General features: G+C 61.6%; 20 protein-coding genes. 12 read left to right on the top strand and 8 right to left on the bottom strand.

Annotated features, from left to right (window positions below; all coding sequences use genetic code 11):
* Positions 1-25 precede the first annotated feature (25 nt).
* The 5 genes from pstA to HK28_RS09055 all read left to right on the top strand — a co-directional run bounded on the left by pstA (position 26) and on the right by HK28_RS09055 (position 4,387).
* Positions 26-832 (top strand): phosphate ABC transporter permease PstA, encoded by an 807-nt coding sequence (gene pstA / locus HK28_RS09035; protein ID WP_369823634.1) that lies wholly within the window; start codon positions 26-28, stop codon positions 830-832.
* A 35-nt stretch (positions 833-867) separates the two neighbouring features.
* Positions 868-1,629, top strand: coding sequence for a phosphate ABC transporter ATP-binding protein PstB (gene pstB, locus HK28_RS09040; protein WP_143217378.1), 762 nt, complete (start codon positions 868-870; stop codon positions 1,627-1,629).
* Between the two features lie 72 nt (positions 1,630-1,701).
* On the top strand, positions 1,702-2,403 hold the full coding sequence (gene phoU, locus HK28_RS09045) for a phosphate signaling complex protein PhoU (RefSeq protein WP_086644267.1): 702 nt from the start codon (positions 1,702-1,704) through the stop codon (positions 2,401-2,403).
* Positions 2,404-2,416: 13 nt separating this feature from the next.
* Positions 2,417-3,142, top strand: coding sequence for a response regulator (locus HK28_RS09050; RefSeq protein ID WP_198945850.1), 726 nt, complete (start codon positions 2,417-2,419; stop codon positions 3,140-3,142).
* A gap of 48 nt (positions 3,143-3,190) precedes the next feature.
* Entirely contained in the window at positions 3,191-4,387 is a 1,197-nt protein-coding gene (locus HK28_RS09055; protein WP_086644268.1) for an ATP-binding protein, read from the top strand.
* A gap of 14 nt (positions 4,388-4,401) precedes the next feature.
* Here the strand turns inward: HK28_RS09055 and HK28_RS09060 are convergent, their stop codons facing one another.
* Both HK28_RS09060 and HK28_RS09065 read right to left on the bottom strand, forming a co-directional pair.
* On the bottom strand, positions 4,402-4,821 hold the full coding sequence (locus HK28_RS09060) for a cytochrome c (RefSeq protein ID WP_086644269.1): 420 nt from the start codon (positions 4,819-4,821) through the stop codon (positions 4,402-4,404).
* A 10-nt stretch (positions 4,822-4,831) separates the two neighbouring features.
* A complete protein-coding gene (locus HK28_RS09065) occupies positions 4,832-6,418 on the bottom strand; it encodes a flavin monoamine oxidase family protein (RefSeq protein WP_086644270.1) in 1,587 nt (528 codons plus the stop codon).
* A 186-nt stretch (positions 6,419-6,604) separates the two neighbouring features.
* On the opposite strand from HK28_RS09065, the gene tmpT reads away from it, so the two are divergent.
* Positions 6,605-7,243 carry a thiopurine S-methyltransferase gene (tmpT, locus tag HK28_RS09070; protein WP_086644271.1) on the top strand — a complete coding sequence of 213 codons (639 nt, stop codon included), beginning with the start codon at positions 6,605-6,607 and terminating at the stop codon, positions 7,241-7,243.
* 117 nt (positions 7,244-7,360) lie between these two features.
* Here tmpT and HK28_RS09075 read toward each other — a convergent pair whose 3' ends face one another.
* Complete coding sequence (locus HK28_RS09075) at positions 7,361-8,278, bottom strand: AraC family transcriptional regulator (protein WP_086644272.1); 918 nt, start codon at positions 8,276-8,278, stop codon at positions 7,361-7,363.
* Positions 8,279-8,738: 460 nt separating this feature from the next.
* Between HK28_RS09075 and HK28_RS09080 the strand changes: the two genes are divergently transcribed.
* The 3 genes from HK28_RS09080 to HK28_RS09090 are packed head-to-tail and all read left to right on the top strand — an operon-like array spanning position 8,739 to position 14,560.
* Complete coding sequence (locus HK28_RS09080; protein WP_086644273.1) at positions 8,739-11,924, top strand: efflux RND transporter permease subunit; 3,186 nt, start codon at positions 8,739-8,741, stop codon at positions 11,922-11,924.
* The gene (locus tag HK28_RS09085) at positions 11,917-13,092 is read left to right on the top strand and encodes an efflux RND transporter periplasmic adaptor subunit (RefSeq protein ID WP_086644274.1); all 1,176 of its coding nucleotides are present in this window, start codon (positions 11,917-11,919) and stop codon (positions 13,090-13,092) included. The genes HK28_RS09080 and HK28_RS09085 overlap by 8 nt, the downstream gene beginning before the upstream one ends.
* Before the next feature lie 13 nt (positions 13,093-13,105).
* Positions 13,106-14,560, top strand: coding sequence for an efflux transporter outer membrane subunit (locus tag HK28_RS09090; RefSeq protein WP_233140453.1), 1,455 nt, complete (start codon positions 13,106-13,108; stop codon positions 14,558-14,560).
* Positions 14,561-14,715: 155 nt separating this feature from the next.
* On the opposite strand, the gene xylB is transcribed toward HK28_RS09090, so the two are convergent.
* Positions 14,716-16,179 (bottom strand): xylulokinase, encoded by a 1,464-nt coding sequence (xylB, locus tag HK28_RS09095; protein WP_086644285.1) that lies wholly within the window; start codon positions 16,177-16,179, stop codon positions 14,716-14,718.
* A gap of 201 nt (positions 16,180-16,380) precedes the next feature.
* On the opposite strand from xylB, the gene HK28_RS09100 reads away from it, so the two are divergent.
* Positions 16,381-17,709: a hemolysin family protein gene (locus HK28_RS09100; protein WP_086644276.1), complete on the top strand. Its 1,329-nt coding sequence runs from the start codon at positions 16,381-16,383 to the stop codon at positions 17,707-17,709.
* A gap of 155 nt (positions 17,710-17,864) precedes the next feature.
* Entirely contained in the window at positions 17,865-19,034 is a 1,170-nt protein-coding gene (locus HK28_RS09105) for an acyltransferase (RefSeq protein WP_086644277.1), read from the top strand.
* A 16-nt stretch (positions 19,035-19,050) separates the two neighbouring features.
* Here HK28_RS09105 and HK28_RS09110 read toward each other — a convergent pair whose 3' ends face one another.
* Together HK28_RS09110 and HK28_RS09115 are read right to left on the bottom strand one after the other, a co-directional pair.
* Positions 19,051-21,288: a bifunctional diguanylate cyclase/phosphodiesterase gene (locus tag HK28_RS09110; RefSeq protein ID WP_086644278.1), complete on the bottom strand. Its 2,238-nt coding sequence runs from the start codon at positions 21,286-21,288 to the stop codon at positions 19,051-19,053.
* Between the two features lie 128 nt (positions 21,289-21,416).
* Positions 21,417-22,736 (bottom strand): DUF763 domain-containing protein, encoded by a 1,320-nt coding sequence (locus tag HK28_RS09115; RefSeq protein WP_086644279.1) that lies wholly within the window; start codon positions 22,734-22,736, stop codon positions 21,417-21,419.
* 179 nt (positions 22,737-22,915) lie between these two features.
* Between HK28_RS09115 and HK28_RS09120 the strand changes: the two genes are divergently transcribed.
* On the top strand, positions 22,916-23,848 hold the full coding sequence (locus HK28_RS09120) for a LysR family transcriptional regulator (RefSeq protein WP_086644286.1): 933 nt from the start codon (positions 22,916-22,918) through the stop codon (positions 23,846-23,848).
* Between the two features lie 434 nt (positions 23,849-24,282).
* Here the strand turns inward: HK28_RS09120 and ung are convergent, their stop codons facing one another.
* Together ung and HK28_RS09130 are read right to left on the bottom strand one after the other, a co-directional pair.
* The gene (ung, locus tag HK28_RS09125; protein ID WP_086644280.1) at positions 24,283-24,969 is read right to left on the bottom strand and encodes a uracil-DNA glycosylase; all 687 of its coding nucleotides are present in this window, start codon (positions 24,967-24,969) and stop codon (positions 24,283-24,285) included.
* Between the two features lie 96 nt (positions 24,970-25,065).
* On the bottom strand, positions 25,066-26,583 hold the full coding sequence (locus HK28_RS09130; RefSeq protein ID WP_086644281.1) for a NuoM family protein: 1,518 nt from the start codon (positions 26,581-26,583) through the stop codon (positions 25,066-25,068).
* Positions 26,584-26,796: the final 213 nt, after the last annotated feature.

The following is a 26,796-nucleotide window of genomic DNA, read 5'->3' on the forward strand; positions in this document are numbered from 1 at the left end:
CGCCCTTGTTGCGCGACGCCGCTTCATGGATCGGTTGGCGACGGTGCTCAGCCTGTGCGCCACTTCAGTCGCCCTTGTGGCTCTGGTCTCGATCTTGCTTACCCTGCTTGTGCGTGGGGCGGCCGGGCTGTCGCTGGTCACGTTCACGCATTCGACGGCCTCTCCCGGCCTGAACGGCGGCTTGGCGAACGCGATTGTGGGCAGCCTGATCCAGACCGTGATCGCGATCGCGATTGGCGCGCCGCTCGGCATGTTGTGCGGGATATTTCTGGCCAACTACGGTCGCGGCTGGGTCGCGTCCACGACGCGCTTCGTCTCTGACATGCTGCTGTCAGCGCCGTCCATTCTGATCGGTCTGTTCATCTACCAAATCGTCGTGGCGCCGACCGGGCGGTTCTCCGGCCTTGCCGGCGGCCTCGCTCTGGCGATTCTCGCTCTTCCCATCGTCGTTCGCACCACGGAGGACATGCTTGCCCTCGTGCCGACGGCGATGGTCGAGGCAGGGATCGCGCTTGGGGCGCGGAAGTGGCGTGTGATCGTGTTCATCTGCCTGCGCGCCGCCCGCACGGGCGTGATCACAGGTATTTTGCTGGCCGTCGCGCGCGTGACGGGCGAGACGGCGCCGCTGTTGTTCACGTCGCTGGGCAATCAGGAGTGGTCGGTCAATCCGGCTCATCCGATGGCGAGCCTGCCGGTCACGATCTACCAGTACGCCGGTTCTGCGTACGAAGACTGGGTGCAACTGGCGTGGACCGGCGCCCTGCTGGTCACTCTGGGCGTTCTCGCCATCAATATCATCGTGCGCGTCGGTTTCGACCGTAAGGGAGCGTAATTATGAGCGTGCTTGCGGGCGATCTGCGGGAAGCCATGACGTCGTCGGCCATGATCGCCGTGAAGAATCTGGATTTCTATTACGGACAGCACAAGGCGCTGCACGGAATCACCATGGATTTCCCGAAGCGCAAGGTGACGGGCATGATCGGCCCGTCCGGGTGCGGGAAATCGACGCTGCTGCGCGTCCTTAACCGGATGTACGACCTGTATCCGGGGCAGCGCGCTACTGGCGAAGTGATGTTCGACGGACGCAACATCGTCGCTCCTGGCATGGATATGAACCGGCTACGCGCCCGGGTCGGCATGGTGTTTCAGAAGCCGACCCCGTTCCCTATGTCGATCTATGACAACATCGCTTTTGGCGTGAAGCTGCACGAAAAGCTGTCCCGCGCTGAAATGGACGCGCGCGTCGAGGACGTGCTGCACCGTGTCGCCCTGTGGTCGGAAGTGAAGGATCGCCTGAAATCTTCCGCGACCGCGCTGTCGGGCGGCCAGCAACAGCGCCTGTGCATTGCGCGCACGATCGCGACGCGGCCAGAAGTGGTGCTTCTCGACGAGCCGACCAGTGCGCTCGATCCGGTGTCGACCGCGCGTATCGAGGAGCTTCTCGACGAGCTGAAAAAGGAATTCACGATCGCTATAGTGACGCACAATATGCAGCAGGCGGCGCGCTGCGCGGATCAGGTGGCGTTCTTCTATCTGGGCGAACTGGTCGAGATCGACAGCACCGACCGCATGTTCACCGCGCCGCGCGAGAAGCGGACGCAGGATTACATAACCGGCCGGTTCGGCTGAATTCGGACGACGGCGCCCCGAACGGTCGCTGTGCGCAGTTAAGCCCGAGGGGGCGAAGTTAGGATCGTTGCGATGACCGAGGCCACGCACACAGTCAAAAGTTACGAGCAAGAGCTTGAGCGCCTGCGTGGCCTGATGGCTCGCATGGGCGGTCTGGTCGAGCGTCAGACGGCGCGCGCGGTAAGCGCGATCGTCGACCGGGACGAAGAAGCGGCTGCCGAGGCGCCCGAACTCGACCCGGAAGTTGACAGTCTGGAGCGGGAGGCGGAAGCGCTGGCCATCCGTATTCTGGCCCTGCGGTCGCCGATGGCTGTGGACCTGCGCGAAATCGTCGCGGCGCTGAAGATTACCGGCGATCTGGAGCGGATCGGCGACTATGCCTCGTCTATCGCGCGTCGGGCGATGAAGCTGGAGATGGAAAACAACCTCTCGCTGATCGGCCTGCGCAACATGGGTCGGCTGGTGCAGGAGAACCTGCGGCGCGGTATCGACGCCCTGACCCAGCGCGATCGTGATCGCGCGATCGAGGTATGGCAATCCGATACAGCGGTCGATGAGCTGTACACCGCCATGTTCCGTGAACTTGTCACCTACATGATGGAGGATCCGCGCAATATCGGCGCTTGCATCCATCTTCTGTTCGTGGCGAAAAATCTCGAGCGTATTGGCGACCACACGACCAATATTGCAGAACGTGTCTACTACGCCGCCACCGGCGAGATGCTGCCGTCGGTAAGGCCGCGTGGCGGCCTCGGCCCGACGACCGTCGCCTGAAGGAAGCCTGGCGATGAACGTGGAAGCGCAGGATGCAGGCGGGGCTGGCAGGGGCGCAAGGCTTCTGGTCGTCGAGGACGATCCGTCCCTGCAGGTGATGATGCGCTACAATCTGGAGAAACTCGGCTACGCCGTTGATGTGGCGAGTGACGGGGCTGCGGCCCTGAACGCCGTATCCGCTGCACGGCCGGACCTCGTGCTGCTGGACTGGATGCTGCCGGGCGGGATGTCGGGGCTCGATGTCTGCCGCCGTCTGCGCGCGCTTCCCGGGGACAACGCCATTCCGGTCATCATGTTGACGGCGCGTAGCGAAGAGACAGATGCGATCAGCGGGCTTGAGAACGGGGCGGACGACTACCTTACCAAGCCATGCAGCATCGCGACGCTGGACGCGCGCATAAAGGCGATGCTTCGACGCATGAACGTCACCTATGACGAACTGCGTTTCGAGGACATCGTGCTCGACCCCACCAAGCATCGGGTGGAGCGGAGTGGGCGCAAGATCCAGCTTGGTCCAACGGAATACAGATTGCTGGAATTCTTCATGCGCCGCCCGGGCAGGGTGTTTTCTCGTGAGGATATTCTGAAGGCCATCTGGGGCGAGAATATTCACGTCGAAATCCGCACGGTCGATGTTCACATCCGTCGGCTCCGGCGTGAGATCAATGCGCCCGGCGAGGCCGATCTGATCCGCACCGTGCGTTCGGCCGGGTATGCGCTGGACAACACGCCTGACTGACCCGAAAGCGGTGGCCGCGGCGTCCGGCCTTACGGGAGTTCTCCCGAAATGACGGATGTCGCGCTGGGGCTTTGTCTTGGCGGCGGGACGCTGGCGGGCTTTGTCGCCGGGTATCTTGTCGCTTCGCGCCGAGCGGTGCGCGGTGTTCTCGGACCGGTTCTGGGTGTGGAGAGCGTTGGCGCAGCGGGTGCGACCCTGGAGGAGACGTTGGATCTCCTTCCTGAACCAGCGTTGCTCCTCGACATCCAGGGCGTGCTCAGATTCGCCAATGCGGAGGCGCTGGCGGCTTTTGGCGACGTGATCGGCACCATTATCCGTCATCCGGACGTCTATGCGGCGTTGCGGCGTCTGGACTCGGAAACGATCGAGGCTGCTGCGGACATCGTAATCGACGTTCCGGTCAGGCGTGTGGTGCGTGGTGCGTTCAGGTTGCTGCCCGGCGGTTCGGGGCGCGTGCTCGCGATGCTGTTCGACCATTCGGAACAGGATGCGGTCGAGCGGGTCCGATCGGATTTCGTCGCCTACGCCAGCCATGAACTGCGCACGCCTCTGGCGGCGCTGATCGGTTTCATCGAAACCTTGCGCGGACCAGCCGCGGACGATCCGGAGGCGCAACAGCAGTTCCTCGGGATCATGGCGGGACAGGCCGGGCGTATGCAGCGCCTGATCGACCAGCTTCTGGCGCTCTCGCGGGTCGAGATGATGGAGCACCGCAAACCTCGAGGCGAAGTGAACGCCGAGGACGTGGTCGCCCGCGTCCGCGACGAGTCAGCGCCCTTGCTCGCCGCGCGGGGGATGACGATGGAGACGGAGCGGACCTCCTTCGCCTGTCCCGGAGATGAGGACCAGATTGTACAGATTCTGTTGAATCTGGTTGAAAATGCGGTGAAATACGCAAGCACGGTCAAGGGACGCGCACCGCGCGTCACGCTGTCCGTCGCTGAGGTCGCAGTGGGCGGAAAGGCGGGCGTGTCGTTCATCGTCGCCGATAACGGGCCGGGGATCGAGGCGCGTCATCTGCCGCGTCTTACCGAACGCTTTTATCGCGTCGAAAATGGTCCGGCTGTCACGGACGCCAGCGGTTATGGACTGGGGCTCGCCATCGTGCGTCATGTCGTCGACCGGCACGAAGGACGGTTCAGCATCGAGAGCGAACCGGGAGTCGGCACCCGTTGTATGGTGTGGCTTCCAGCGCGCTCAGGGCGGCGCGAAGCGCGCGAACGCCCTTCGCTTCTTCTGGCCTGAGCGCGCGGCAAACTTCAGTGCATGGGGTGCGGCGGCGGCCCCGCCATCGCCTTCACGGTGTCGACAGTAATCGTATCCTTGTAGGAATTTCCAAAATGCGTCCGGACGTAGTTCACGACGTCTGCGATCTGTTGCGGCGTCAAAACGCCGTTGAACCATGGCATTGCGCCATAACCGTTAAGCACGACGGTAGCAGGATAGATCGGGGACGCCAGCTTCGGGTTGCCGGCAAGCGCCGGGATCACGGCCGCGCCGACGCCGCCTTTTCCGTTCGCCATATGGCAGGCCTGACATACATGTCTGTAGGTCTCGGCCCCGGAGGTCATCGTCGCGTCCCGGTCTCCGCCCGCGCCGGGAGAGTCAGCGCGTGCAGCGACAGAGGGAAGGGTGGACAACAGGGCGAGAATTGAAAGCGTCGATCTGAGGGTTTTCATGGGACCGCCTTCAATTCGCCTGCGCGCGTTTGTTGAGTTGGGAAATGGCGTCGAGCGACGACAGAAGTGCGCCTTCCTGCCAGCAACCCAGATAGGACGCGTGTTCGCCCGCCAGCACGACGCGCCCGTCCATTGTCGTCAGGTTGTGGTAGTGCTGCTTGCGGCTCTCCTCGCTCCACATTGCGCAACAGCCGAGCGAACCCGGCATCCGGCTCCATGCGACGGCGACGCCGTTGCTGAATTCCTTGCGATATTGCGAGTGAAAGACCTCGCCTTGCCTGAGTCCGAGTTCGATGCGTTCCGCGGGCGTCATGCCCGCGATGTCGAGCCCGGCCATGTTCTTCGTGTAGGCGCCAAGCAGTACGGCCGGTCCGGGCTTGTGGAACCCGTAACTTGGATACGAAATCTGGGAAATTTCCTGGCTGGTGAAGCTGATGCCGCCATAAATCCCTTCATCTTCCTCCCAGAAGCGCCGCTTGAACTCCAACCCCATCTTGATGTGGGAGGTGTAGGGAACGGCGCCGATCGCAGCGCGCATGGCCGGGGAGACCTGCACGTCGATCTGGCTGAGGATTGAAAGCGGTATGGTGCAGACGCACCAGTCGGCCTTTTCGACTGCCGTCGCCCCGGTCTCGGTGTGCGTCCATGATACGCTCACGCCGTGATCGTCCTGCGCGATGCGCGTGACGCGCGCGTTCATCGTGAACAGGTCGGACACCTGTGCTGCGAATCCCTTGCCGATCATGTCCACGCCGCCGACGGGTTGGAACATCGTCGTCTGCATCTCGTAATTCATGAAATAGGAAAGCGCCTGCCAGACTGGCGGCGCGAACAGATCGTGCCGGTCGAGCAGAGAGGAGGTGGGAACCGGGATCGGCGCGCCATCCGGACCGCCGCCCGGACGCTGCTCCCAACCGCGCCGGGAGCCGAGATGCAGGGTGCTGGTGTAGCGCATGTCGCCGTCAAGAACGCCCCAGCCCCGCATCGCCTCGCGGACGCGTGCGCGATCCTCCTGCGTCAACTCCTTGTCGAGCGTGTGCGCATCGATAGATTTCGCGAGCAGCTCCGCAACGTTTCCGGTAAAGTCGGCCGCCACGTCCCGATAGCGCTGGGGTTTGCCGCCGAATGTGTCGCTGCTATGCACGAGCGCATTGTAGTTCAGCTGAATGAATGGCTCGAGACTGACGCCGAAAGCGCGGCAATAGTGCAGAAGCGCCCGATGGTGGTAAGGAACGCGCCATGGTCCGGGGTTGATGTAGTTACCCGCAGCGAATTTCACGTCCTGTATGGCGCCGCCCATTTCCGCGACACGGTCGCCGCCACGAAGGGTCCAGTTTCGGCCGCCCGTGCGGGCCTGATACTCGAGAATTCGGACGGAGTATCCCGCCTTGCGGAGTTCATAGGCGGCGAGCATTCCAGCCAGCCCTGCGCCGAGCACGAGCACGGTCTGGCCTTTGCGATGGGTCTGCAGATTGGGCGGTCCGGTGAATCGGGATTCCGCTGCGTGCCCAAGCACGGTCATTGCCTGATATAGCGCCGCCGCGCCGCCCATAAGGCCGATCGAAGTGAGGATTTGTCGGCGTGTCGTACCTGACATGCGTCCCGTATGCCTTTCGGTTGTGGACGCGCATCGCCGTGCTGGATCTCACTTCGATACGCTGTAGCATTGAGCTGCTATCATGCTCCGGCGACGATCAGCAAGGCGAAAGGAACTGCTCCGCTTGCGGCGCCCAGCCGCCGGATTTATCTCTGACCACCTTGCGCACTGACGAAAGCCGCCGCCGTGGACCGTGATTTCTGGTTGAAAAAATGGCGTGAAAACCAGATCGGTTTTCATCAGCCGGACACCAACGCGTTCTTGCGCAGGCATTGGACGAAAATGCGCCTGCGTCCCGGCGCCCGTGTTTTTGCGCCGCTGTGCGGTAAAAGCCATGACATGCTTTGGCTACGTGCGCAGGGAATGTCGGTCGTCGGCGTCGAACTGGCGCGCAACGCCGTAGAGCAGTTCTTCGAAGAGAGCGGACTGACGCCCGTCGTTTCCATGTGTGGCGCGTTCGAGCGGTTCGAAGTCGAGGGGCTGGCGCTTCTTGTGGGAGATATCTTCGACCTCGACGCGCTGACGCTGGGGCGGGTGGATGCGACGTACGACCGCGCTGCGCTGATCGCCCTGCCGGAGCCGATGCGTGCACGATACGCCGACCGGTTGCTGGCGTTGGCGGGTCACGCGCCGCAGCTTCTGGTGACGGTCGCCTATGATCAGGCGATGGCCTCCGGGCCGCCGTTCTCGGTGGGGGAAGAGGAAATCCGAAGCCGTTATGGAGACCGGTATGAGATCAAAACGATTGAGTGGGCCGACATTCCCGGCGGCTTCAGGAAAGCCGGTCCGGCGACGGAGACGTCCTGGCTTTTGACGCCCCGTTGAGGCGATCTCTGTAGCGTCGGGCTCGCCTGTAGCATTGCCCGTTCGTATGAGTTTTCGGCTGCTCTCTGGACTAGGGCTCCTGTGCGCCGGCGTGTAACGACCGGATCGAACGAACTTTCAGTTCGTCATCGTCATTTCCGGCATGGCGCCAGCCTGGAGACGCAACTCCCGGGTGTCTCGCGCCGGGGGGCTTCCGAACATGCGTCGGTATTCACGGCTAAACTGTGAGGGACTGTCGTAGCCGACTGCAAAGCCGACTTCAGCAGCGTCTGCGCCGGGAATAAGCAGCAAACGTCGCGCTTCCTGCAACCGCAGGCGGGTTCTGTACTGCAACGGACTCATCATGGTCGCCGCCCGGAAATGGCGATGGAAGGAAGAAGGACTCATGCCGGCGCGCCGGGCGAGAGACGCGATTTCAAAAGAGCTTGCGTAATGCTCGCGAATCCAGCCAATGGCGCGGTTGAGTTGCGAAAGGCTGCTTCCTGCCGTCGCGATCTGGCGCAGCACCTGCCCCTGTGGTCCCATCAGAATACGATACAGCAACTCACGCGTGTAGAGCGGGAACAGGATAGGGATATCCTGAGGACGGTCCAGAAGATCGACTATTCGCGTGACCGGATCGAGAATATCGTGCGTCAGATCGCTGAAGCGCATGCATGAAGGGCACAATGGCCCTGACAGCGCTTCGTCATGCCGCATGTCGACGAGCAGGTCTGTGATCTGCACGGGATCGAGCGTGAAGCACAGGGCGAGATAAGGCTCTTCTTGTGAGGCGCGAACGACCTGGCTGGTGACGGGAAGGTCGACGGCGGTGACCATGAACTTGCTTGAGTCGTATTCGAATGTCTGGTCACACAGCATGACCTGCTTGGCGCCCTGAACAATCACGCAGAACCGGGGCTCGTAGACCGCGTCCATCGGCGTGGTGGGAGCTTCCGCGCGAAATAGCAGCAGTCCCGGCACGATCGACCGGCATATTGCATCCGGACAATGGCGCGCGATAGAGGCGCGCAAATGTTCCAGCGTATTCTGCATGACCGTCTCCCCAATGGTTGGCGCACCGGACCTTAGCCTGTTGGTCGAACAGTATAGCCGTATGCTCGATTCGCTCAGAGGTGAAAAATCAGCAATTGATCGGATCGTGCAATTATTTGAGCGCATTAGGCTATCTGGAAAAGCATGGTGATAGAAAATATACCTGAATCTCCCATTAAACAGCGAGTATTTCAGTCGAGTTGAGACTCCTGATGAGAGATTTTTCCATGTGGATGAGAGAATCGTGCAAGCATCTGGTCGGATTGCGCTACCGCCTGTCGCGAGGGTTTTTGCATAATCCGCGCAGACACTGATCTGCCCGCCTGAACTGACGCCGCTTGCGTCGATCGGGCGCGGGCCGTCACGTTCCGCAGTTATGGCGAAGCGCTAGCCACCGTCGTGCAACCCGACGGCAGGAAGGACATTGCCGTCCTTCCGAGCCTGCCAGACAGAGAGTTTCATGGGTATAGTCGCCTTCGCGCTCCGACGGCCGTACACGTTTCTTGTCGCCGGAGTGCTGGTCGTCCTTCTCGGTGTGACGGCGGTTTTCCGTACGCCGACTGACGTGTTCCCCAACATCGATATCCCCGTGGTGACCGTGGTCTGGTACTATGACGGGCTCGACGCGGCGGAGACGGAAAAAAGACTTACGACATATACAGAGTTTTCCGAAAGTTTCTTCGTCAACAATCTGCGCACGATCGAAAGCCAGACGACCCCGGGCCTCGTTCTGGAAAAGCTGTATTTTCAGCCCGGCGTGAACGTCGAACTTGCCGTGGCGCAGACGGTATCGGCGACGAACTCCATCCGCGCATTTTTGCCGCCGGGGGTTCAGCCGCCAATCATCATGCAATATAGCGCGTCCAGCGTGCCGGTGCTTCAGTTGTCCTTGTCGTCTGACAAGCTGACCGAGAGCGAATTGTACGATTACGGTGTTTACCGCGTCCGGCAGCAACTTGCGCCAATTCCGGGAACCCTGCTGCCGCCGCCCTATGGCGGAAAGATCAGGCAGGTCATGGTCGATATCGACTCCGTGCGTCTCGCCGGTCTCGGGCTGACGCCGCTCGACGTATCGAGCGCGATCATGGCGCAAAATCTTACCCTGCCTGCTGGGACGGTGAAATTCGGTGCGACCCAATACGATATTCACGTGAACGGGATGCCCAACGTCGCCGCGAGCCTGAATGATGTGCCGCTTAAGCGCGATCCGTCGACGGGTGCGCTGACCCGTGTCGCTGACGTGGCGACCGTGCGCGACGGGTGGGCGGTGCAGCAGAACGTGGTTCGAAAAGAGGGGCGACGTTCGGTCCTTCTGTCGATCATGAAGGCGGGCAACGCCTCGACGCTCGATGTCGTGAACGCGATCCGTGACAAGGTGCTTCCGGTCACGCGCGCCGCCGCGCCGAAAGGCATGGCTATCGATGAGATGTTTGACCAGTCCGTGTTTGTGAAGGCGGCCATCACGGGCGTCGCCTCGGAGGCGGTGATCGCTGGGCTCCTGACGGCCGCAATGATCCTGGCCTTCTTGGCCAGCTGGCGTTCGACGTTGATCGTTGCGATCTCCATTCCGCTGTCGATTCTGTCGTCCATCGCGGTGCTGTCATGGACCGGCCAGACGCTGAATCTGATGACGCTGGGCGGGCTTGCTCTTGCGGTCGGCATTCTCGTCGACGACGCGACCGTGACGATCGAGAATATTCATCGTCTGCGACACGAGGGATTGGCCCTTCAACAGGCAGTCCTTGAAGGCGCGGCGGGAATCGCGTTGCCCACTCTGGTCTCGACGCTCGCGATCTCCTGCGTGTTCATTTCGGTCGAATTCCTGACCGGACCGTCGCGATTTTTGTTCACGCCGATGGCTCTGGCGGTCGTGTACGCCATGCTTGCCTCATACGCCGTCAGCCGTACGCTCGCGCCGATCTTCGCAGCCTTGTTGCTGCGATCAGAGGAGGATGCGGCGGAACGCAGGCGTGAGAAGGGCTTGCCGCCGGATCGTTTCGCGCGGTTTGGCGTCTGGTTCGACGCCCGTTTCGAACGTTTGAGAGCGCGTTATCTGGTGACGCTGGAGCGGCTGATCAAAAGTTCCTGGAAAGTGCCGGCAATTGGCGGCGTGACACTTATCGCCGCTGGCGTGCTCGCGACCCAGGTCGGGCAGGATTTCTTCCCGTCCATCGACGCCGGGGAATTCAAGTTGCACATCCGTGCGCCGGAAGGCACGCGGATCGAGACGACGGAGAAACTGTTTGATCAGGTCGAGGACGTCATCCGGGAGGTCGTCCCGGCTGAAGAACGCGTCCTGCTGCTGGACAATATCGGCATTCCGTTCCGGTATTCGATGCCGTTCGACGACGGCACCACTGTCGGCACGAACGACGGACAGGTCATGGTGGAACTGGCGAAGGATCATCGTCCCACGGCGGAATATGTGCGTAAGCTGCGGACAGAACTTGCACGCCGGTTTCCGGATTGCGTCTTCTATTTCCAGCCTGCCGACATCGTCACGCAGATTCTGAATTTCGGCGTGCCTGCGCAGGTCGATATCCGTATCGCCGGTTATGACGCAGTCAATAACCGCAAAGTCATGCAGGAAATCCGCAAGGAGGTTTCGACCATTCCGGGTCTCGTGGACGTGCGGTTGCACCAACAGCTTTCCGCGCCGGAACTCAAGGTCGCGATCGACAGGCAACGCGCGGAAGATCTCGGTCTGACGATGGACGACGTCGCGCGCAACGTGATGGTGTCGCTGGCGTCTTCCAACACGGTCACACCCAATTTCTGGGTCGATCCGAAGACCGGCATCCAGTATCCGCTCGCGGTGCAGACGCCGCAATACAAAGTCGGAGACGTGAGGGATCTGCAAAACACTGTCATCGCGTCGGCCGTCGGCGCGGACAAGACGTCAGCCCTGCTCGGCAACGTCGCCTCCATTGAGCGCGGCGTGGCGCAGAACGTGATTTCGCACAGCAACATCCAGCCGACGCTGGATATCGACGCCAGCGTCGAAGGGCGGGATCTCGGTTCCATAGCGCGGGAGATAGAACGTGTCGTATCCCGGCATCGTCATGAGCTGTCGGCAGGAAATACGGTTGTGGTGCAAGGGCAGATCGAAAGCATGCATTCGGCGTTCGGCAGGCTCGGCATAGGTCTGCTGGTGGCGGCGATCGCGGTCTATCTGCTGATGGTGGTCAACTTCCAGTCCTTCACAGATCCTTTCGTGATCGTTCTTGGCCTTCCGGGAGGAATGTGTGGCATCGTGTTCATGCTCTTCGTCACAGGAACGACTTTTTCAGTGCCCTCGCTGATGGGCGCGATCATGAGCGTCGGCGTCGCCAGCGCCAATTCGATCCTTCTTGTCACCTTTGCAAAAGAACGGCGGGCGGAAGGGCTGGATGCGACGGCGGCGGCGCTCGAAGCGGGGCGCGCGCGTCTGCGCCCCATTCTGATGACATCCATGGCGATGGTGATCGGCATGTTGCCGATGTCGCTCGGGCTGGGCGACGGCGGTGAACAGAATGCGCCGCTCGGCCGTGCGGTGATCGGTGGCCTTCTCGCCGGAACTTGCGCCACGCTGTTCGTGGTCCCCTGGCTGTATAGCCGTTTACGTCGGCGTGAGAGCCGCATTCTTGAGGATTATGAGAATGTCTGAGCCGGTTAAACATTCTTCTGAGACTCCCGCTGGTGGCTCCCGCATAGCGCCGCTGGTCGGGGTCGGGGTTTTGGTCCTGCTCGCCTATGGCGTTTACGGGAACGTCGAGCGCTCCATCGGCGTTCGCGCGCTGGCCAATACGCGCGCGTCGCAGGCGCCGGATGTGCGCGTCATGACGGTGCATTTTGACGAAAAGCCCGTGACGCTGGAACTGCCTGGCGAGACCGCTCCACTGGAGACGGCGGCGATCGGCGCGCGTGCGTCAGGCTATATCGAGAAGAGAAACGTCGATATCGGCAGTGTGGTGAAAGCGGGCGATGTCCTGGCGATCATCCGCGCACCGGAACTCGACCGGCAGGTTGCGCGTGCACAGGCTTCCCTTGCGCAAACGCGCGCCAATCTCGCGCTCGCCAAGGTGACGGCGCAGCGGTCGAGCGGACTGGTCGGCGGCGGCGCCGTCAGCCGCCAGAATTTTGACGTCGACCGCATTACGCAGGATGCGCGAGCGGCGGAGCAGGCCGCAGCGGACGCGGCGCTGGCGGAAACGGCGCAACGAAAGGCCTATACGACGGTCGTGGCGCCGTTCGATGGCGTCGTGACTGTGCGCAACGTCGAAGCTGGGGATCTGGTCAGCGCGGACAACGCACAGGCGACGCCGCTGTTCGTCGTGGCGCGCACGGACCGCCTGCGTGTGCGGGTCCATGTGCCGCAGACAGATGCCGCAGGCGTGACGATGGGCGCGCCGGTGGCGGTGACGACGCCGGACCGACCGGGAGAGAGCTTCTCGGGCGTCGTCACGCGTACGGGCTTCGCGCTCGAGCGAGGCAGCCGTATGTTGCCTGTCGAGGTTGAACTGGACAATCGCGACGGGAAGCTTGCGTCCGGCCTGTACGTTGCGGCGCGGTTCGCGTTGCCGCGCGCTACGCCGACGATCGTCATCCCGTCGGAAGCGTTGATTTATGAGGCGGACGGTCTTTCTCTCGCGACTGTCGATAATGACGACAAGGTGCGTCTGCACGGCGTCAAAGTGGGCCGGGATTTCGGAGATCGGCTGGAAGTTCTGTCTGGTCTGCCGGACGGCAGCCGTCTGATCGTCCGCCCGCCGTCCTTTCTGGGGGAGGGCAGCCACGTGAAACCGGTCGCCGACGCCCCGGCGAAAGGCGCGTAAAATGCGGGTTGTCATGAGAAACGCCGTCGGCGCGGTCGCGCTGGCGCTGTCGGGCTGCACGATGATCCCGAACTATCACCGACCTGCGGCGCCAATCGCCGCCACCTGGCCGGGGGCGTCCGGGACGGAAGCTGCGGCCACGGCGGATATGCGCGACTGGACGACGTTCTATCGCGATCCGCTGATGCAGCGTCTGATCACGCTGTCTCTCGATAACAATCGCGATTTGCGCATAGCGAGGCAGCAGGTTTCGGCGTCGAGCGCGCAGTTCGATATCGAGAACGCGGCTCTGTTCCCAATGCTGAATGGTAGCGCCGGAGCGAATATTCAAAAAGAGTATTCACGAATTCTAAGTCTGTCGACGACGAACGGGCCGTTCTACACACGTCAGTACGCCGTCGGTTTCGGCCTGTCGGCGTATGAGGTGGATCTCTGGGGCCGCATTCGCAGCGCTTCTCAAGCCGCATTCGATCGTTATATGGCCGACGCGTTCAGCCGCGAGAGCATGCGCCTCAGTGTCATCGCCGGGGTCGCGTCGTCGATGTTGAGCTGGGTCGCCAACAACGAAGCGGCTCTTGTGACGCAGCATGTGCTGGAAAGCCGCCGGAACACATACGATCTCGTTCGTCAGACGGTGGCGCGAGGAACCGGAACGCAGTTGGATCTGGCGCAGGCTGAGGCTCCGGTGCATGAAGCCGAAGCGAATCTGCAAGTCTATATAAGGCAACGCGCGGAAGCGTTCGATCAGTTGACGCTCCTGATAGGCACGCCGCTGGATGCGTCGACGACACAGGCGTTGCAGGCGAAGACGAAGCTGAGCGACGTCGTGGATTTTCCGACAGTGCCGGCCGGGTTGCCCTCCGATCTGATCGGACGTCGTCCGGACATCCTGTCGGCTGAGGATACGCTCCGTTCCGCCAATGACGATATCGGCTCTGCACGGGCCGAGTTTTTTCCCAAGATTCAGATTACGGCGACGAACGGAACTGCGAGCAACAGTATCACGCGGCTGTTTCAGAGCGGCATGGGCGCCTGGAACGTGGCGCCGCAGATCACGTTGCCGCTGTTCGACGCGGGACGTCTGACCGCAGCGCTTAAGCAGGCGAAGGCCCGCAAGCGGGAAGAAATCGCTCGCTACGAAAAAACGGTCCAGACGGCGTTCAAGGAGGTAGCTGACGCTTTGGTCGGGCGCGATACCTATCGCCTGCAACTTCAGGCGCAAGACAACCTGATTGGCGCCAATGCGCGGCAATACTCGCTCGCGCGGCAGCGTTTTGATGCTGGTTATGATCCGTATCTCGACACGCTCGTGGCGCAACGGTCGCTTTATGACGCGCAGTTGGGTGGAATAACAGCGCGGCTACAGATGATGTCGAACAGCGTGACCTTGTACAAGGCGCTCGGCGGCGGATGGTCGGCGACGACGCCCCAAAGATCTCCTACGCCGATTGGAGAGCGTATCTTTTAAGACAGAATCTCCAACAGTCGGCGGCGGTCTGGCAGAGGCGAAGCTCGGAAGACAATCTTCTGGGCTACAAACCCGAACAATGTAGAGAGAGCGGTGGACGATAAGTAGGGGGGCAACGGCATGAAGCTGCCCAGCGGCGCGAGCGCGATCACCTGCTACGTCCGTCCAGACACCGCCTTGACCGCCGGATAAAGCGCTCGATAGATTTTTACGCGCTCGGCGTAAGCGTCCCGAAGAGCGGCGTCAGGATGCACGGTTTCGGAGCGCTCCGCCGGGAGGCATACAGTGTCCGGCGCCTCGCCCGTCGCCGCCATGCGCGCCAGCCGCGCTGCCCCGAAAGAGCCTCCAAGCTCCCCGTTTTTCAGTCGATGCAACGGGATGTCTAGCGCCGCAGCCAAAATGCGTACCCAGCGCGGGCTGCGCGAACCGCCGCCGATCACGTCGGCCTCGCTCACCACAGAGCCTGACGCTTGCAGCCCATCCAAAGCATCGCGGAAAGAGAACGCTACGCCTTCCAGAACCGCCTGCGTCATGGAGGCGCGATCGGTATCTTGCGACAGTCCGAGAAAACCTCCGCGTATGTCTGCGTCGTTGTGGGGCGTTCGCTCTCCGGACAGATAGGGAAGAAAAACAGCTTTTGATGGTTCCTCGATCCGCTCTGGCAATTCCGCCAGAAGGTCAGGCTCGTCAATTCCGCACACGCGCGACCACCATGCCAGTGACGCCGCCGCCGACATGGTGACGCCCATCTGGTGCCACGTGTCGGGCACTGCGTGGCAAAAAGCGTGAACGCCGCGTTCCGTTCCCACACGAAGACCGTCCGTGGTCGTCCACAACACGCCGGAGGTGCCGAGCGAAAGGAATGAGTTTCCGGGCCGGATCGCGCCAAGCCCGACAGCCCCTCCGGCGTTGTCGCCAGCCCCCCCCGCGACTACGGGCCGATCCGTCATGCCCCATTCACGCGCAAGATCCGCCTTGACGCGTCCGGCGGCGGCGTTTCCTTCGCAAAGCGCAGGCATTGTCGTTTCATGCAATTCGCAGGCAGCCAGCGCCTCGTCCGACCAGCGACGGGCGCCGACGTCCAACCAGAGCGAACCTGAGGCATCCGACATATCTTCGATCATCTCGCCGGTCAGGCGATAGCGCAGCCACGCCTTGGGCAGCAGCACATGGCGGGTCGCCGCGAAAATTTCAGGCTCATGCCTTGCGACCCAGAGCAGTTTCGGCGCAGTGAAACCCGGCATCGCGATATTGGCGCAGATCGAGCGGCTTTCCGGAAAGCGTCGTTCGAACTCAACGCACTCGTTCGTGGCGCGCGTGTCGTTCCACAGGATGCACGGCCTCAAGACCTTGCCGCTTGCGTCAAGCAGCACCGCGCCGTGCTGTTGCCCTGAAAGCCCCAGGCCTCGAACCTTCGCCATGGCTTCAGGCGCGTCGCGCCGGAGACCCGCAAGCGCAGCCTGGGTGGCCTTCCACCACGCCTCTGGGTCCTGTTCGCTCCAACCCGGATGGGGTCGGGAGACTGTCAGAGGTTCCGTGCGGGTCGCGATCACTGCCTGTTCGTCATCGACGATGATGGCTTTGACGCCGGAGGTTCCGAGATCGAGTCCGATATACATGGCTCCTACCTCCGCATGGAGAAACGAGATGGCGCAATTCACAGATTGTTGAACGTACCCCCGATCAACGTCGCCGGGAACAGAACGCCCGAGACCCCGTAAAATGCCTGAACGCTGGCCTTTGACCGCGCGGACAGGGTATGTTCGCCCAGCGGCGTACGTCATTCGACGCGTCGAGCAGCTAACCCGACGGTCGTTCTTGTGATTCTCCTGTTTCTGGGCCTGATCGCCCTCGCCCTGCTTATCGCTGTCAGCGTCCTGATCTCGATGTCGGAAATATCGTTCGCTGCCGCGCGCGATGTGCGGTTGCGCGCCCGAGCCGATGCGGGCGATGAGCGCGCGACAGCTTTCCTCGCCCTGCGCCGCAATAGCGGACAGGTGATGACGGTCTTGCAGATCCTGCTCAATTCGGTCGGCGTACTGGGCGGCATGATCAGTTCGGGAATGCTGGCGCCGCCGCTGACCGAGATGCTTATGCGCTGGGGGTTTGTCGAAGCGTCCGCCAGCAGCGTCGCCTCGGCGATCGGGTTCGTCGCGACCACCGGTTTATTCGTCGTGTTCGCAGACCTGCTGCCCAAGCGTATCGCCATGAACGCGCCAGACAGAATCGCACTTGCGATCGGCTGGTTTCCGGCGGGCGCGTTGCGGGCGCTCTACCCGGTCGTCTGGGTGTTTTCGAAAATCTCTGACGCCCTGCTGCGCGCCCTGAAAATACCCGCCGCCTCGGCGGTCGAACCGGTGACGCCAGAAGATCTCAGGGCCATCCTCGCCGCCGGAACGGCGTCCGGCGTCCTGCTCGAGCAAGAGCATCAGATGATCCAGAACGTGCTGGGTCTGCAGGACCGTTCCGTCACTTCCGCCATGACGCCTCGTGACGAAATCGTCTTTCTGGATGTGCAGGAAACGCTCGAGGCGCAGCGCGACAAAGTCCGTGTCCGCCCCTATTCGCGCTATCCGCTGTGCAATGGCGGCCTCGACAGGGTGATTGGCTCGATCCGTGCAGAGGATGTGCTGGTCACGGTCGTTGATGAACCGAAGACGATCATACAGACCGGCGAACAGGCCGTGAGTCCGATATCGCGGCTTCGCCGCGACGTCCTTTCCGTGCCTGAGACGCTGAATCTGTGGGACACTCTGGCCCAGTTCGACACGCATGGGGCGGGCTTCGCCATCGTGGTGAACGAATACGGGCTCGTGGTCGGATTGATCACGTTCAAGGATATCATGGGCGCGTTGATGGACGGGCTCGCCAACCCGTTCGACGAGCAGGCGATTGTCCGTCGCGATGAGAATTCGTGGCTTATCGACGGGGCGGCGCCGATTGGCGACGTCATCCGCGAACTTGGCGCGCTGGACCTTCCGGACAGCGACATCTTCGACACAATAGGCGGTTTCGTGACGCACCGCCTTCGTCGCATGGCCCGCAAGGCTGATCGCATCGACGCCGTAGGCTTCCGGTTCGAGGTAGTCGACGTCGAGGGCTTCCGTATCAACCAGCTTCTGGTCACGCGTCTGGAACAGCGCGGGTAGCGGATATGCGTCAGGTCGGCGAGCGCCTCCGACGTTTCAGGCGCGTCATGAAAATGACGAAATACCCTGACAGATGCAGTTCCGTAACGATGAACATCGTCCCTGTGGACGGTTGAGGACTTTATCGCTCCCGCGCGCGGGGCACGGATGTCGCAATGCTGAAAACCCTTTGCTGGTTCGAGACTGTCAGCAGTACGTCGGCCACTGGAAACAAAAGGCGGAATCAGGGCGTTGACGTGATTCGCGGCGTATCGATCATCCTTGTGGTGATTAATCACATGGCGTTGCGTATCCCTCTCGCCCGCACAAATCTTGCATCGTTTCTGCCCTCCCGCTTGCTGGAGGCGGTCGGGTCGAGCGGCCATGCCGCCGTGTTCGCGTTCTTTGTTATCTCCGGTTTTCTGATCACCCAAACCGTGCTGGGCCGTTGGAAGAGTCTGGGTGGCGTTCGTCTCGCCCAGTTCTACGCGCTCCGCGCCGCACGGATACTGCCGTGCCTTGTCGCGCTCGTCGCCGTGCTGGCCTTGCTGGATCTGATGGGCGCGCCGGATTACGTCATCACACGACCAGATCAGAGTCTGCCTCGCGCTATTTTCGCAGCCCTGTTCATGCACATGAACTGGTACGAAGGACATACCGGTTATCTTCCGGGGAATTGGGACGTTTTGTGGTCATTGTCGATCGAAGAAGCGTTCTATCTGTTTTTTCCGTTGATCTGCCTGACGGTGGGCAAACGCCCGGCGATCTTTGCGGTGCTGGTTGGAGCGTTCGCGTTGTCGCTTCCGCTTTTGCTCGACGCGCTTTCACATGAACCGCGTATATGGCGACACAAGGCGTATGCGCCGGGAGTGTCCGCCATCGCCATGGGGGCGAGCGCTGCGCTTCTTGCGCGGAAATGCCCCGGTATGAAAAGCAGCGCCTTGTTCCATCTCGCGGGGTGGACGGGCCTTTGCATGACAACCCTGATGGTCCTGACTGACGATATCCTGAGCGCGTATCTCGGCGCGGGCTGCATGTTGGTCCTGACGACGGGCGTTGCGCTGCTCCTCATCGCGTTTCAGGGGGGCTGGGGGAATGCTGTGCTTACGCCCTGGACAGGTTGGGTCCGCAGATGCGGCGTGCTGAGTTATGAGATTTATTTGACGCATATGTTCGTCGTCTACACGCTGATTCGTGTTTACGCATGGAGCGGCTGCGGGCTCCGATATGCGTGGTTGTGGACGGCTCTCGCCCTCTTTGTGTCGTTAAGGCTTGGTTCAATCGTTGAAAAGACGTTTTCAACGCCCGCCCGACGCTGGTTCGGAAGGCGCTTGGTCGCTGAGTGAAATTCGCATTGATTCTCTATGACTCTGCTGTTCGAAGTGTTCTTTCGTGTTCCGCCCGTTCGGCCGTCAATACGCGCGTTATTATGCGGGGCGGCTGCATCGTCGGGCCGTTAAGCAGGTTCGTGATGTCTTCGGCAGATTTCGGGCGCGCAAAATAAAATCCCTGCCCCTCGCGGCAACCGTGGCGTGCAAGCCAGAGAGCCTGTTCGCCGCGTTCTATGCCCTCGGCCAAAACTTTCAGGCGAAGATTACGGCACAGGCTTAGTATCGAGCGCACCACGAACTGGTCGTTGGTGGATTCCTCAATCTGCCTGAGAAAAGAGGCGTCGATTTTTATTCTATCTACGGCGAACTTGGTCAGGTAGCTGAGCGACGCATAGCCCGTACCGAAATCGTCCACAGCGATGGACACCCCAAGGTCGCGCAGGGCCGCCAGTTGTCTGTTGGTGGAGTCCACGTTTTCGATAAGCACCGTTTCCGTCAATTCGAGCTCCAGAGACGCCGGATCCACGCCCGACTTTTCGATGGCGGAGGTCACCATCTGATGCACGTCCGCAAGGCGGAACAGGACGCCGGAAATATTCACCGCGACGCGGGGCGCCAGCCCCTGTGTGCGCCAGACGCCAATCTGACGACAGACTTCGTCGAGAACCCATGCTGTGATGGGTGCTATCAGGCCCGTCTCTTCGGCGACGGTCAGAAAATAGCCGGGGGAAAGAAGGGTTCCGTCGCGACGTTCCCAGCGGAGGAGCGCTTCTACAGCGAAAATTTTTCCAGATTTGAGGTCGAATTCCGGCTGATAATGTAGACGGAGTTCGTTGCGCCGCACCGCATTGTGCAGATCGAGCTCGATACGCATGGACGCGGCCTGCGCGTCTTCCATGTTGTGCTGGAAGAAAGCATAGCCCCTGCCGCCTCGCGCCTTGGCGCGATACATCGCCATATCGGCGCGCTTCAGGAGAGTTTCAAAACGGAGAGCGCCTCCGCGATAAATCACGACGCCGAGGCTGCAAGTAGAGAGGACGGTGCCAGGTTCCTCACGCTCGGGATGAGAGACGGCCAGTTCGAACGGGTCGTTGAAAGCGCCAAGGATTTGCTCCGCCTCCTGCTCCACGGCGTCTCTGGACGCGCCGACGTCGAGCGGGCTGACGATCGCAAATCTGTCGCCGCCGATGTGGCTCACAATGGCGGCGGGAAGGGTCGCCACAAGGCGTTCTGCGACCGCTCGCAGCAGACCATCGCCGGCCTGATGTCCCAACGTTTCGTTGATTGCCTTGAAGCGGTCGAGATCCATTGCATATAAAGCAAACGATTGATGCTGATTCGTAAGATTCAGTCGCAGAAGGTCGATTTCCAGCTTCAGCCGATTGGGGAGGCGCGTGATCTGGTCGTAATAAGCGAGGACATGCAGCTCCCGCTCCGCCGCCTTGCGTTTGGTGATGTCGAGCGACGTGGTCAGGACGAGTGGCTTGCTGGAAGATTCTCCGGGAGGAGTAAGATGCAGGGGCGCCTTGGTCGTCATGAGCGTTCGCTCCACGCCTGTAGCGTCGACGAAAGTCTCCTCGTAGTGCGGGCCAGCTCGTCCGGTTTCAATCACTCGACGCGCCTGTTGCTCGGACCGCTGCTCGCCCTTGCCCCATGACCGGGCGATTGTGCCCATCAGGGCGGATGCAGGCGCGCCAACCATTTCTGCATGACGGCGGTTTACGAGAACATATCGTCCGTCGGCGTCCACGGCGCTGATCATGATCGGCGCTGTATCTATGACCTGCAACAGGCGCTCATGGCTCGCGCGCAGCAAATCATCGCAGGCCCGGCGGTGCGCTTTCCTTTCACGCTCCAGCTCACCGGCGTTCCGTCGCGCCTCATTCCGGCAGGCGGCGAACCTAATGAGATTGCGTGCACGTATAAGGAATTCTTCCGGATCTACGGGAGATTGTAAGAAATCCGTCGCTTCGGCGCGAAGAACGGTCAGTCGCATTTCTCGATCCTGATGGTCTGAAATGACGATGATGGGTATTTCCTCTCCCCAAGCCTGGACCCGGATGCGGGCGATAACGGAGACCTCATCCAGATGAGGAGAGCGCACGTTCACGACCAGAAGGTTGAGGTTTTTTGTATCCCTAAAATGAGAAAAAGCGTCGTTTTCTGAAAAAAATTCCGATATTTCGGAATTTGCGTCAAAATTCATGACGAGATCGCGAGCGCGATCTTCGTTGGCGATCTGATCTGCAGTTATGGCGATCAGTCTCATCCGCGTCTCACGGAAACGGCGCGTCGCGAAAATACGTTACGGCAACGAACGTTCTGGCCTGTCATTTCGGCCCCGATTAGAAATGAATTTTGATCACTGTATCTTATTCTGGACCAGATAATAGACAGTTAATTACCCGTTCTCGAAGAGTTTGAACTCGACGTCGTCGTGCGAGGTTCAATCGCGGTCGAATGGCGGCCTTTTTCCTGAGCGGGCTCCCATCCGAACACGCTGCGTCCTCCGTATTCGTGTGAAGCCGCGCGTTCGGCTCGCACGAATGTGTTGAAGTCCGGTCCCGAAGCGCGCCTCTCCAGCCGCCGCGCCTGTTCGTCCAGCCGTCGAATAGCCTCCAGCCGTTCGTCCTGCCCAAGCTTTGCCGACCCCATTGCGGCTTTCAGAACCGCGAGTGTGTGATCGTAGACCCTTGTGGGAACAGGATAAGGATCGCGATCTTTCCCACCATGTGCGAGCGAGAAGCGGGCAGGGTCGGAAAAGCGGCAGGGCGCGCCGTGGATCACCTCCGCCACTGCGGCGAGTGCGTTCACCGTTCGTGCGCCGACGCCGGGGGTAAGAAGCAACTCCTGAAAATTCTGTGGCCCCCTGTCGGCGGCCGCAGCCAGCGCGCCGTGAAGGCGGCGCATGACGACATCTGTCTCCCTCACGTCGTGGCGCTCCGGCATCGTCAGATGCGGCAGCAAAAGCTGCGGTTCATCGGGGCGTGCTTTTGCCGCGTCGGCTTCTCCGCGCAGCAAGGCGACCTCCCGTGTCAGTCCGTGGGGGCCGAGGTCGGACAACAGTGAAAGCTGTGCGTTGCGGGACGCGTCGGCGCGCCTGTCGGCAAGGTTGACGATCGCGCCACGCGAGGGACCATCGATCGCGGCGTGCGGGTCATCCAGAAAACTGCTCAAACCCTCTGAAAGCCAGTGATAGCGCCGTGCATAGCGGGTCGCGTCGTTCATGCCTTGCTGGATCACGACCCAGCGCCCGTCATCCGCCACGACAAAACTGTGCAGGTAAAGCTCGAAACCATCCTGCACGGCGGCGCTGTCCACCTTCGCCACCAGCCTGCTTGCGCGAGCTAGCGCGCCTCCGTCCAACCCGGTTCGCTCGCCAACGGCGGCGAGTTCGTCGGGAGTTCGTCGCGAATGTCGTCCGCGACCGCCGCATACATGGAGCCCGAGTTCTTCGGACAGAGGCTCGAGGCCGCGCTTGAGCGCGCCCATGACGCTGGTGGTGATGCCGGAGGAGTGCCAGTCCATGCCCATCACGGCGCCAAACGACTGGAACCAGAAGGGGTGCGCCAGCCGTCGAAGGAATTCGTCCCGGCCGTAATGGTGGATGATCGCCTGCGCGATCACGGCGCCGAGCTTGCTCATTCGCACGCCGAGCCACGCTGGAACGCGCCCCCCGTGCAGCGGCAAATCGGCGCTTCCGGCCCGGCGGGTCATGGGTTTTCTCCCTGGTCCAACGGGGCTGCCGACAGAGCCTCGGTATCCCGGCGAGGCTCGCCCATCGTGTCGCAGCGCGCAACCCCGCGACGGTGGCCGCATTGGTGCGGCGGCGAAGATGGGATAATGAATTTTGGCGTGTGGGGCTCCCGGACGTCGTATTCGCCGGAGGCCAAACGATGAAACTGCCTGATTTCGAAGCCTGGGCGATTTTCGCGAAAGTCGTGGAGTTCGGTTCCTTTGCACGTGCCGCGAACGAACTGCGTCTCTCCAAGCCGACCGTCTCGAAAGCGGTGTCGAGGCTGGAGCGGGACCTGAACGTCTCCCTGTTGAACCGGACGTCTCGACAACTGGCGCTGACCGAGGCCGGACGCCATGCTCTGGAGCACGCCAACCGCATTCTGGCCGAGGGAGAGCGCGCGGAAATGGAGGCGCGGGAAGGCGCCTCGGCGCCGCGCGGACTGGTCAGGATCGCGGCGCCTATGACGTTTGGCGTCCAGCATCTGGCGCCCATCCTTCCTGATTTTCTGGAGGCTTATCCGGAAATCGACGTGGCGGTCGATTTCAGCGATTCCCTGATCGATCTCGTTGGCGGTGGCTATGACGTCGCGGTGCGAATTGCGTCCCTGACCGACTCTTCATTGCGGGCGCGCAGGCTTTGCGCCGTCAGACTGCTGCTGGTCGCAGCGCCCGATTTTCTGGATCGGCAGGGCGGACCGACCCATCCGGCTCAACTCTCTGACATTCAGGGAATGGTCTACACCAATGTCGCAGCGCCCGGCGTGTTCAAAATGCGCCATGTCGATGGCGAGGAATTTGTAGTCCAGCAATCGGCGCGCCTCAGCGCGAACAACGCGGAAGCCTTTGCGCCTGCGCTGCTACGTGGCCTTGGGCTGGCGTTTCTGCCCGAGTTCATGGTCTGGAATGAACTGCAATCGGGCCAACTGGTCCACGTTCTGCCCGATTGGAACATCCCGCCGATCGCATTGCATCTTCTGACGCCTCCGAGCCCGTTGCGGCCAACGCGAGTGTCCGTATTGCTCGATTTTCTGGCCGAACGTTTCAGGGAAGCGCCATGGGCGCGCCCTCTGCCGACGCGCTCAGCAGGGTGAATTTCTTCCCGCGCGGAGTGACGTCCGATAAGTCCGTCAATTGTGAAAGAAGACTCCAGCGTCAAAGTGCAAGGCACCTAAACGGAAACGTTCACAAGACAGGTTATTTCTCATCGCTGGGTCGACGGTTTTCCAGCCTTCACGCGGTCTGTGGAACATGACCGAACGCAATGCGGCGAAACGTGCGGCCCTCATGCGGATTTCATGTCAGTGGGGCTGTAACATTACGATCCCGCAGGCGAACAGACCGCAGGCGTTGTCGCCCCTGCGGAGCGGTGCATCGAAGATGAGTGATCGACATTTCTCGACCTGATCGCGCGCCTTCCCGGGGAAGATGGAAAACTCCACGGTCGCAGCCCGGTTTCCTCCCACCTGCGCGTGGAAACGGAATTCCTGCTCGGAGCCTCAGAGCACCTCCGTGTCGCACCGGCCCTTTATCCCAAAGCCCAGTTCACCGGCGCGATGCCATGCGCCTCAAGAAACGCATTCGCCTTCGAGAAATACCGACCGCCAAAGAACCCGTTATGGGCGGATAGCGGCGAGGGGTGCGGCGCCTTGAGAACCAGATGCTTTGTGGCGTCGACGAACGCAGCCTTTCGTTGCGCATACGCGCCCCACAGGATAAACACTGCGGGCTGTTCCTGCTCGTTCACTCGCGCGATCACCGCGTCTGTGAACTTCTCCCACCCCTTGCCCTGATGCGACGCTGCGCGCGCTTGTTCGACGGTCAGCACGCTGTTGAGAAGCAGAACGCCCTGTCGCGCCCAGCTCTCCAGATTGCCGTGCCGCGCGGGCGTAATGCCGAGGTCGGTGTTCATTTCCTTATAGATATTGACCAGCGACGGCGGCACGCGCACTCCTTCGCGGACCGAGAAGCAAAGCCCGTGCGCCTGGCCTTCGCCGTGATACGGGTCCTGGCCGAGAATGACGACTTTCACCGACCCCAGCGGCGTCAGATCCAGCGCCCGAAAATATTCGGAGCCTTTGGGGAAGATCGCTTTTCCGAGACGCTTTTCCTCAAGGAGAAAGCTCTTCAGCGCCGTCATGTAAGGCGCTTCGAACTCATCCTTCAGAGCGGTCTTCCACCGCTCGTCGAGCTTAACGCCCGTCACGTCGTTCATGTCTGCCTCTCGATACAAAAAACCCGCCGCGGGCGAGCCGCGGCGGGGGAGGGTAACACGCTCTCCTGACGACGCCGAAGACCGGCGGAGGCCCGCTCAGCGCGCCGCCAGTTTTACGGCGGCGTGCGCGACGGAAGCTGTGGCGGGACCGCCGTCGGACGACAGCATGTGCGTGATCGTCGGATCGAACAGCCGAGTGAACGAACCGGGGTGCACGCCCATCCACAGCGTGACGATCGCCAGCGGCGCCAGCACGGCGATTTCAGCAGCCGTCAGGTCGCGCAGCAGCCCTACCGCGCCACGCACGTGCCCGAACAGCACCTCGCGATACAGGACCAGCATGTAGACCGCGCCCATGATCATTGTCGTTCCGGCCAGCAGCGCGAGCCACAGGGAAACATGCACGGCGCCCATCAAGATAAGCAATTCACCGACGAAGGAGCCGGTGCCCGGAAGGCCGACGTTGGCCATCGTGAACAGCATGGCGAGTGTCGCCAGCGCAGGCATCCGCATGGCCACACCGCCAAGAGCCGACATGTCGCGCGTCTCGGCGCGCCATGCGATGGCGGCGACGCAGAAGAACAGGGCCGCGATGACCACGCCGTGCGACAGCATCTGATAGATCGCGCCGTCCACGCCCTCCGGATTGAGGGTGAACAGGCCAACCGCGATCATGCCCATGTGGGAGAAAGAGGAATACGCGATGACCCGCTTGGCGTCCTTCTGTGCGAAGGCGACGAAGGCTGCGTAGACGATCGCGATGACACCCAGCGGCAGGATATACGGCGCGAAACGATGCACTGCATCGGGGAACATCAGGACGCCAAACCGCAGCAGACCATAGGCGCCTGTCTTGGACAGCACGCCCGACAGCATGGCGGAGGCAGCCGTCGGCGCCTCGGTATAGGCGTCGGGCAGCCAGGCGTGCAGCGGAAACAGCGGCAGCTTCACGCCGAAGGCGAGCACGAAGCCCATCAGCAGCCAGCACTGCATTTCGGGAGAGAAATGCGTCTGCGCCAGAAAGGGAATGTCGGTGGTGCCGGCCGCGCTCCACATTGCCACCAGCGCCACCAGCATGAACAGCGAGCCACCGAACGTGAACAGGAAAAACTGCAGCGACGCCCAGATACGCTTGGGTCCGCCCCAGACGCCGATCATCAGGCTCGCCGGGATCAACGTCGCTTCATAGAAGACATAGAACAGCACCAGATCGAGCGCCGAAAACAGGCCCATCAACGCCGTCTCCAGCAACAGCATCGCGGCCATGAAGTCACACGCGCGACCACTGACCGAGCGCCATGCGGCCCCGATGGACAGAGGCGTAAGGAACGCCGTCAACAGAACGAAGACAAGACTGATTCCGTCCAGTCCCGCGTGATAAGACACGCCGAAACTGGGCATCCACATCAGTTGCTGCTCGAACTGGGGACCCGCCTGCAACGGGTCGAACTCGCTCCAGATCACCACGCTCAACGCCAGAACCAGCAGGCTGGTCCACAATGCGATCCACCGCGCAGCGCGGTCTGCCGCTTCCCCCGCGTTGCGCGTCAGCAGGATGGCGAGTGCGCCAGCCAGAGGGAGGTAGGTGACAAGAGAGAGAAGGCTCGGATGCACGGCGCGCTCACAGTCCGGTACTAGATGGCGGGAACCTTAGCGCCCGTTATTCCCCCCGACCACCCGTCAGTCGGTAACGTTGCGCCGAGCAGCCATTTCAATCACGCGTATGTGGTCGACTTCGTATCGTATGATGCGGCATACGGACGACGGCAGGTCAGGGGTTTAGGCTCAGGACTCATTCTTTGAGATAGAAGATGAAGGATGCGGCGA

The sequence above is a fragment of the Acetobacter sp. DsW_063 genome, assembly GCF_002153745.1.
GTDB lineage: Bacteria > Pseudomonadota > Alphaproteobacteria > Acetobacterales > Acetobacteraceae > Acetobacter.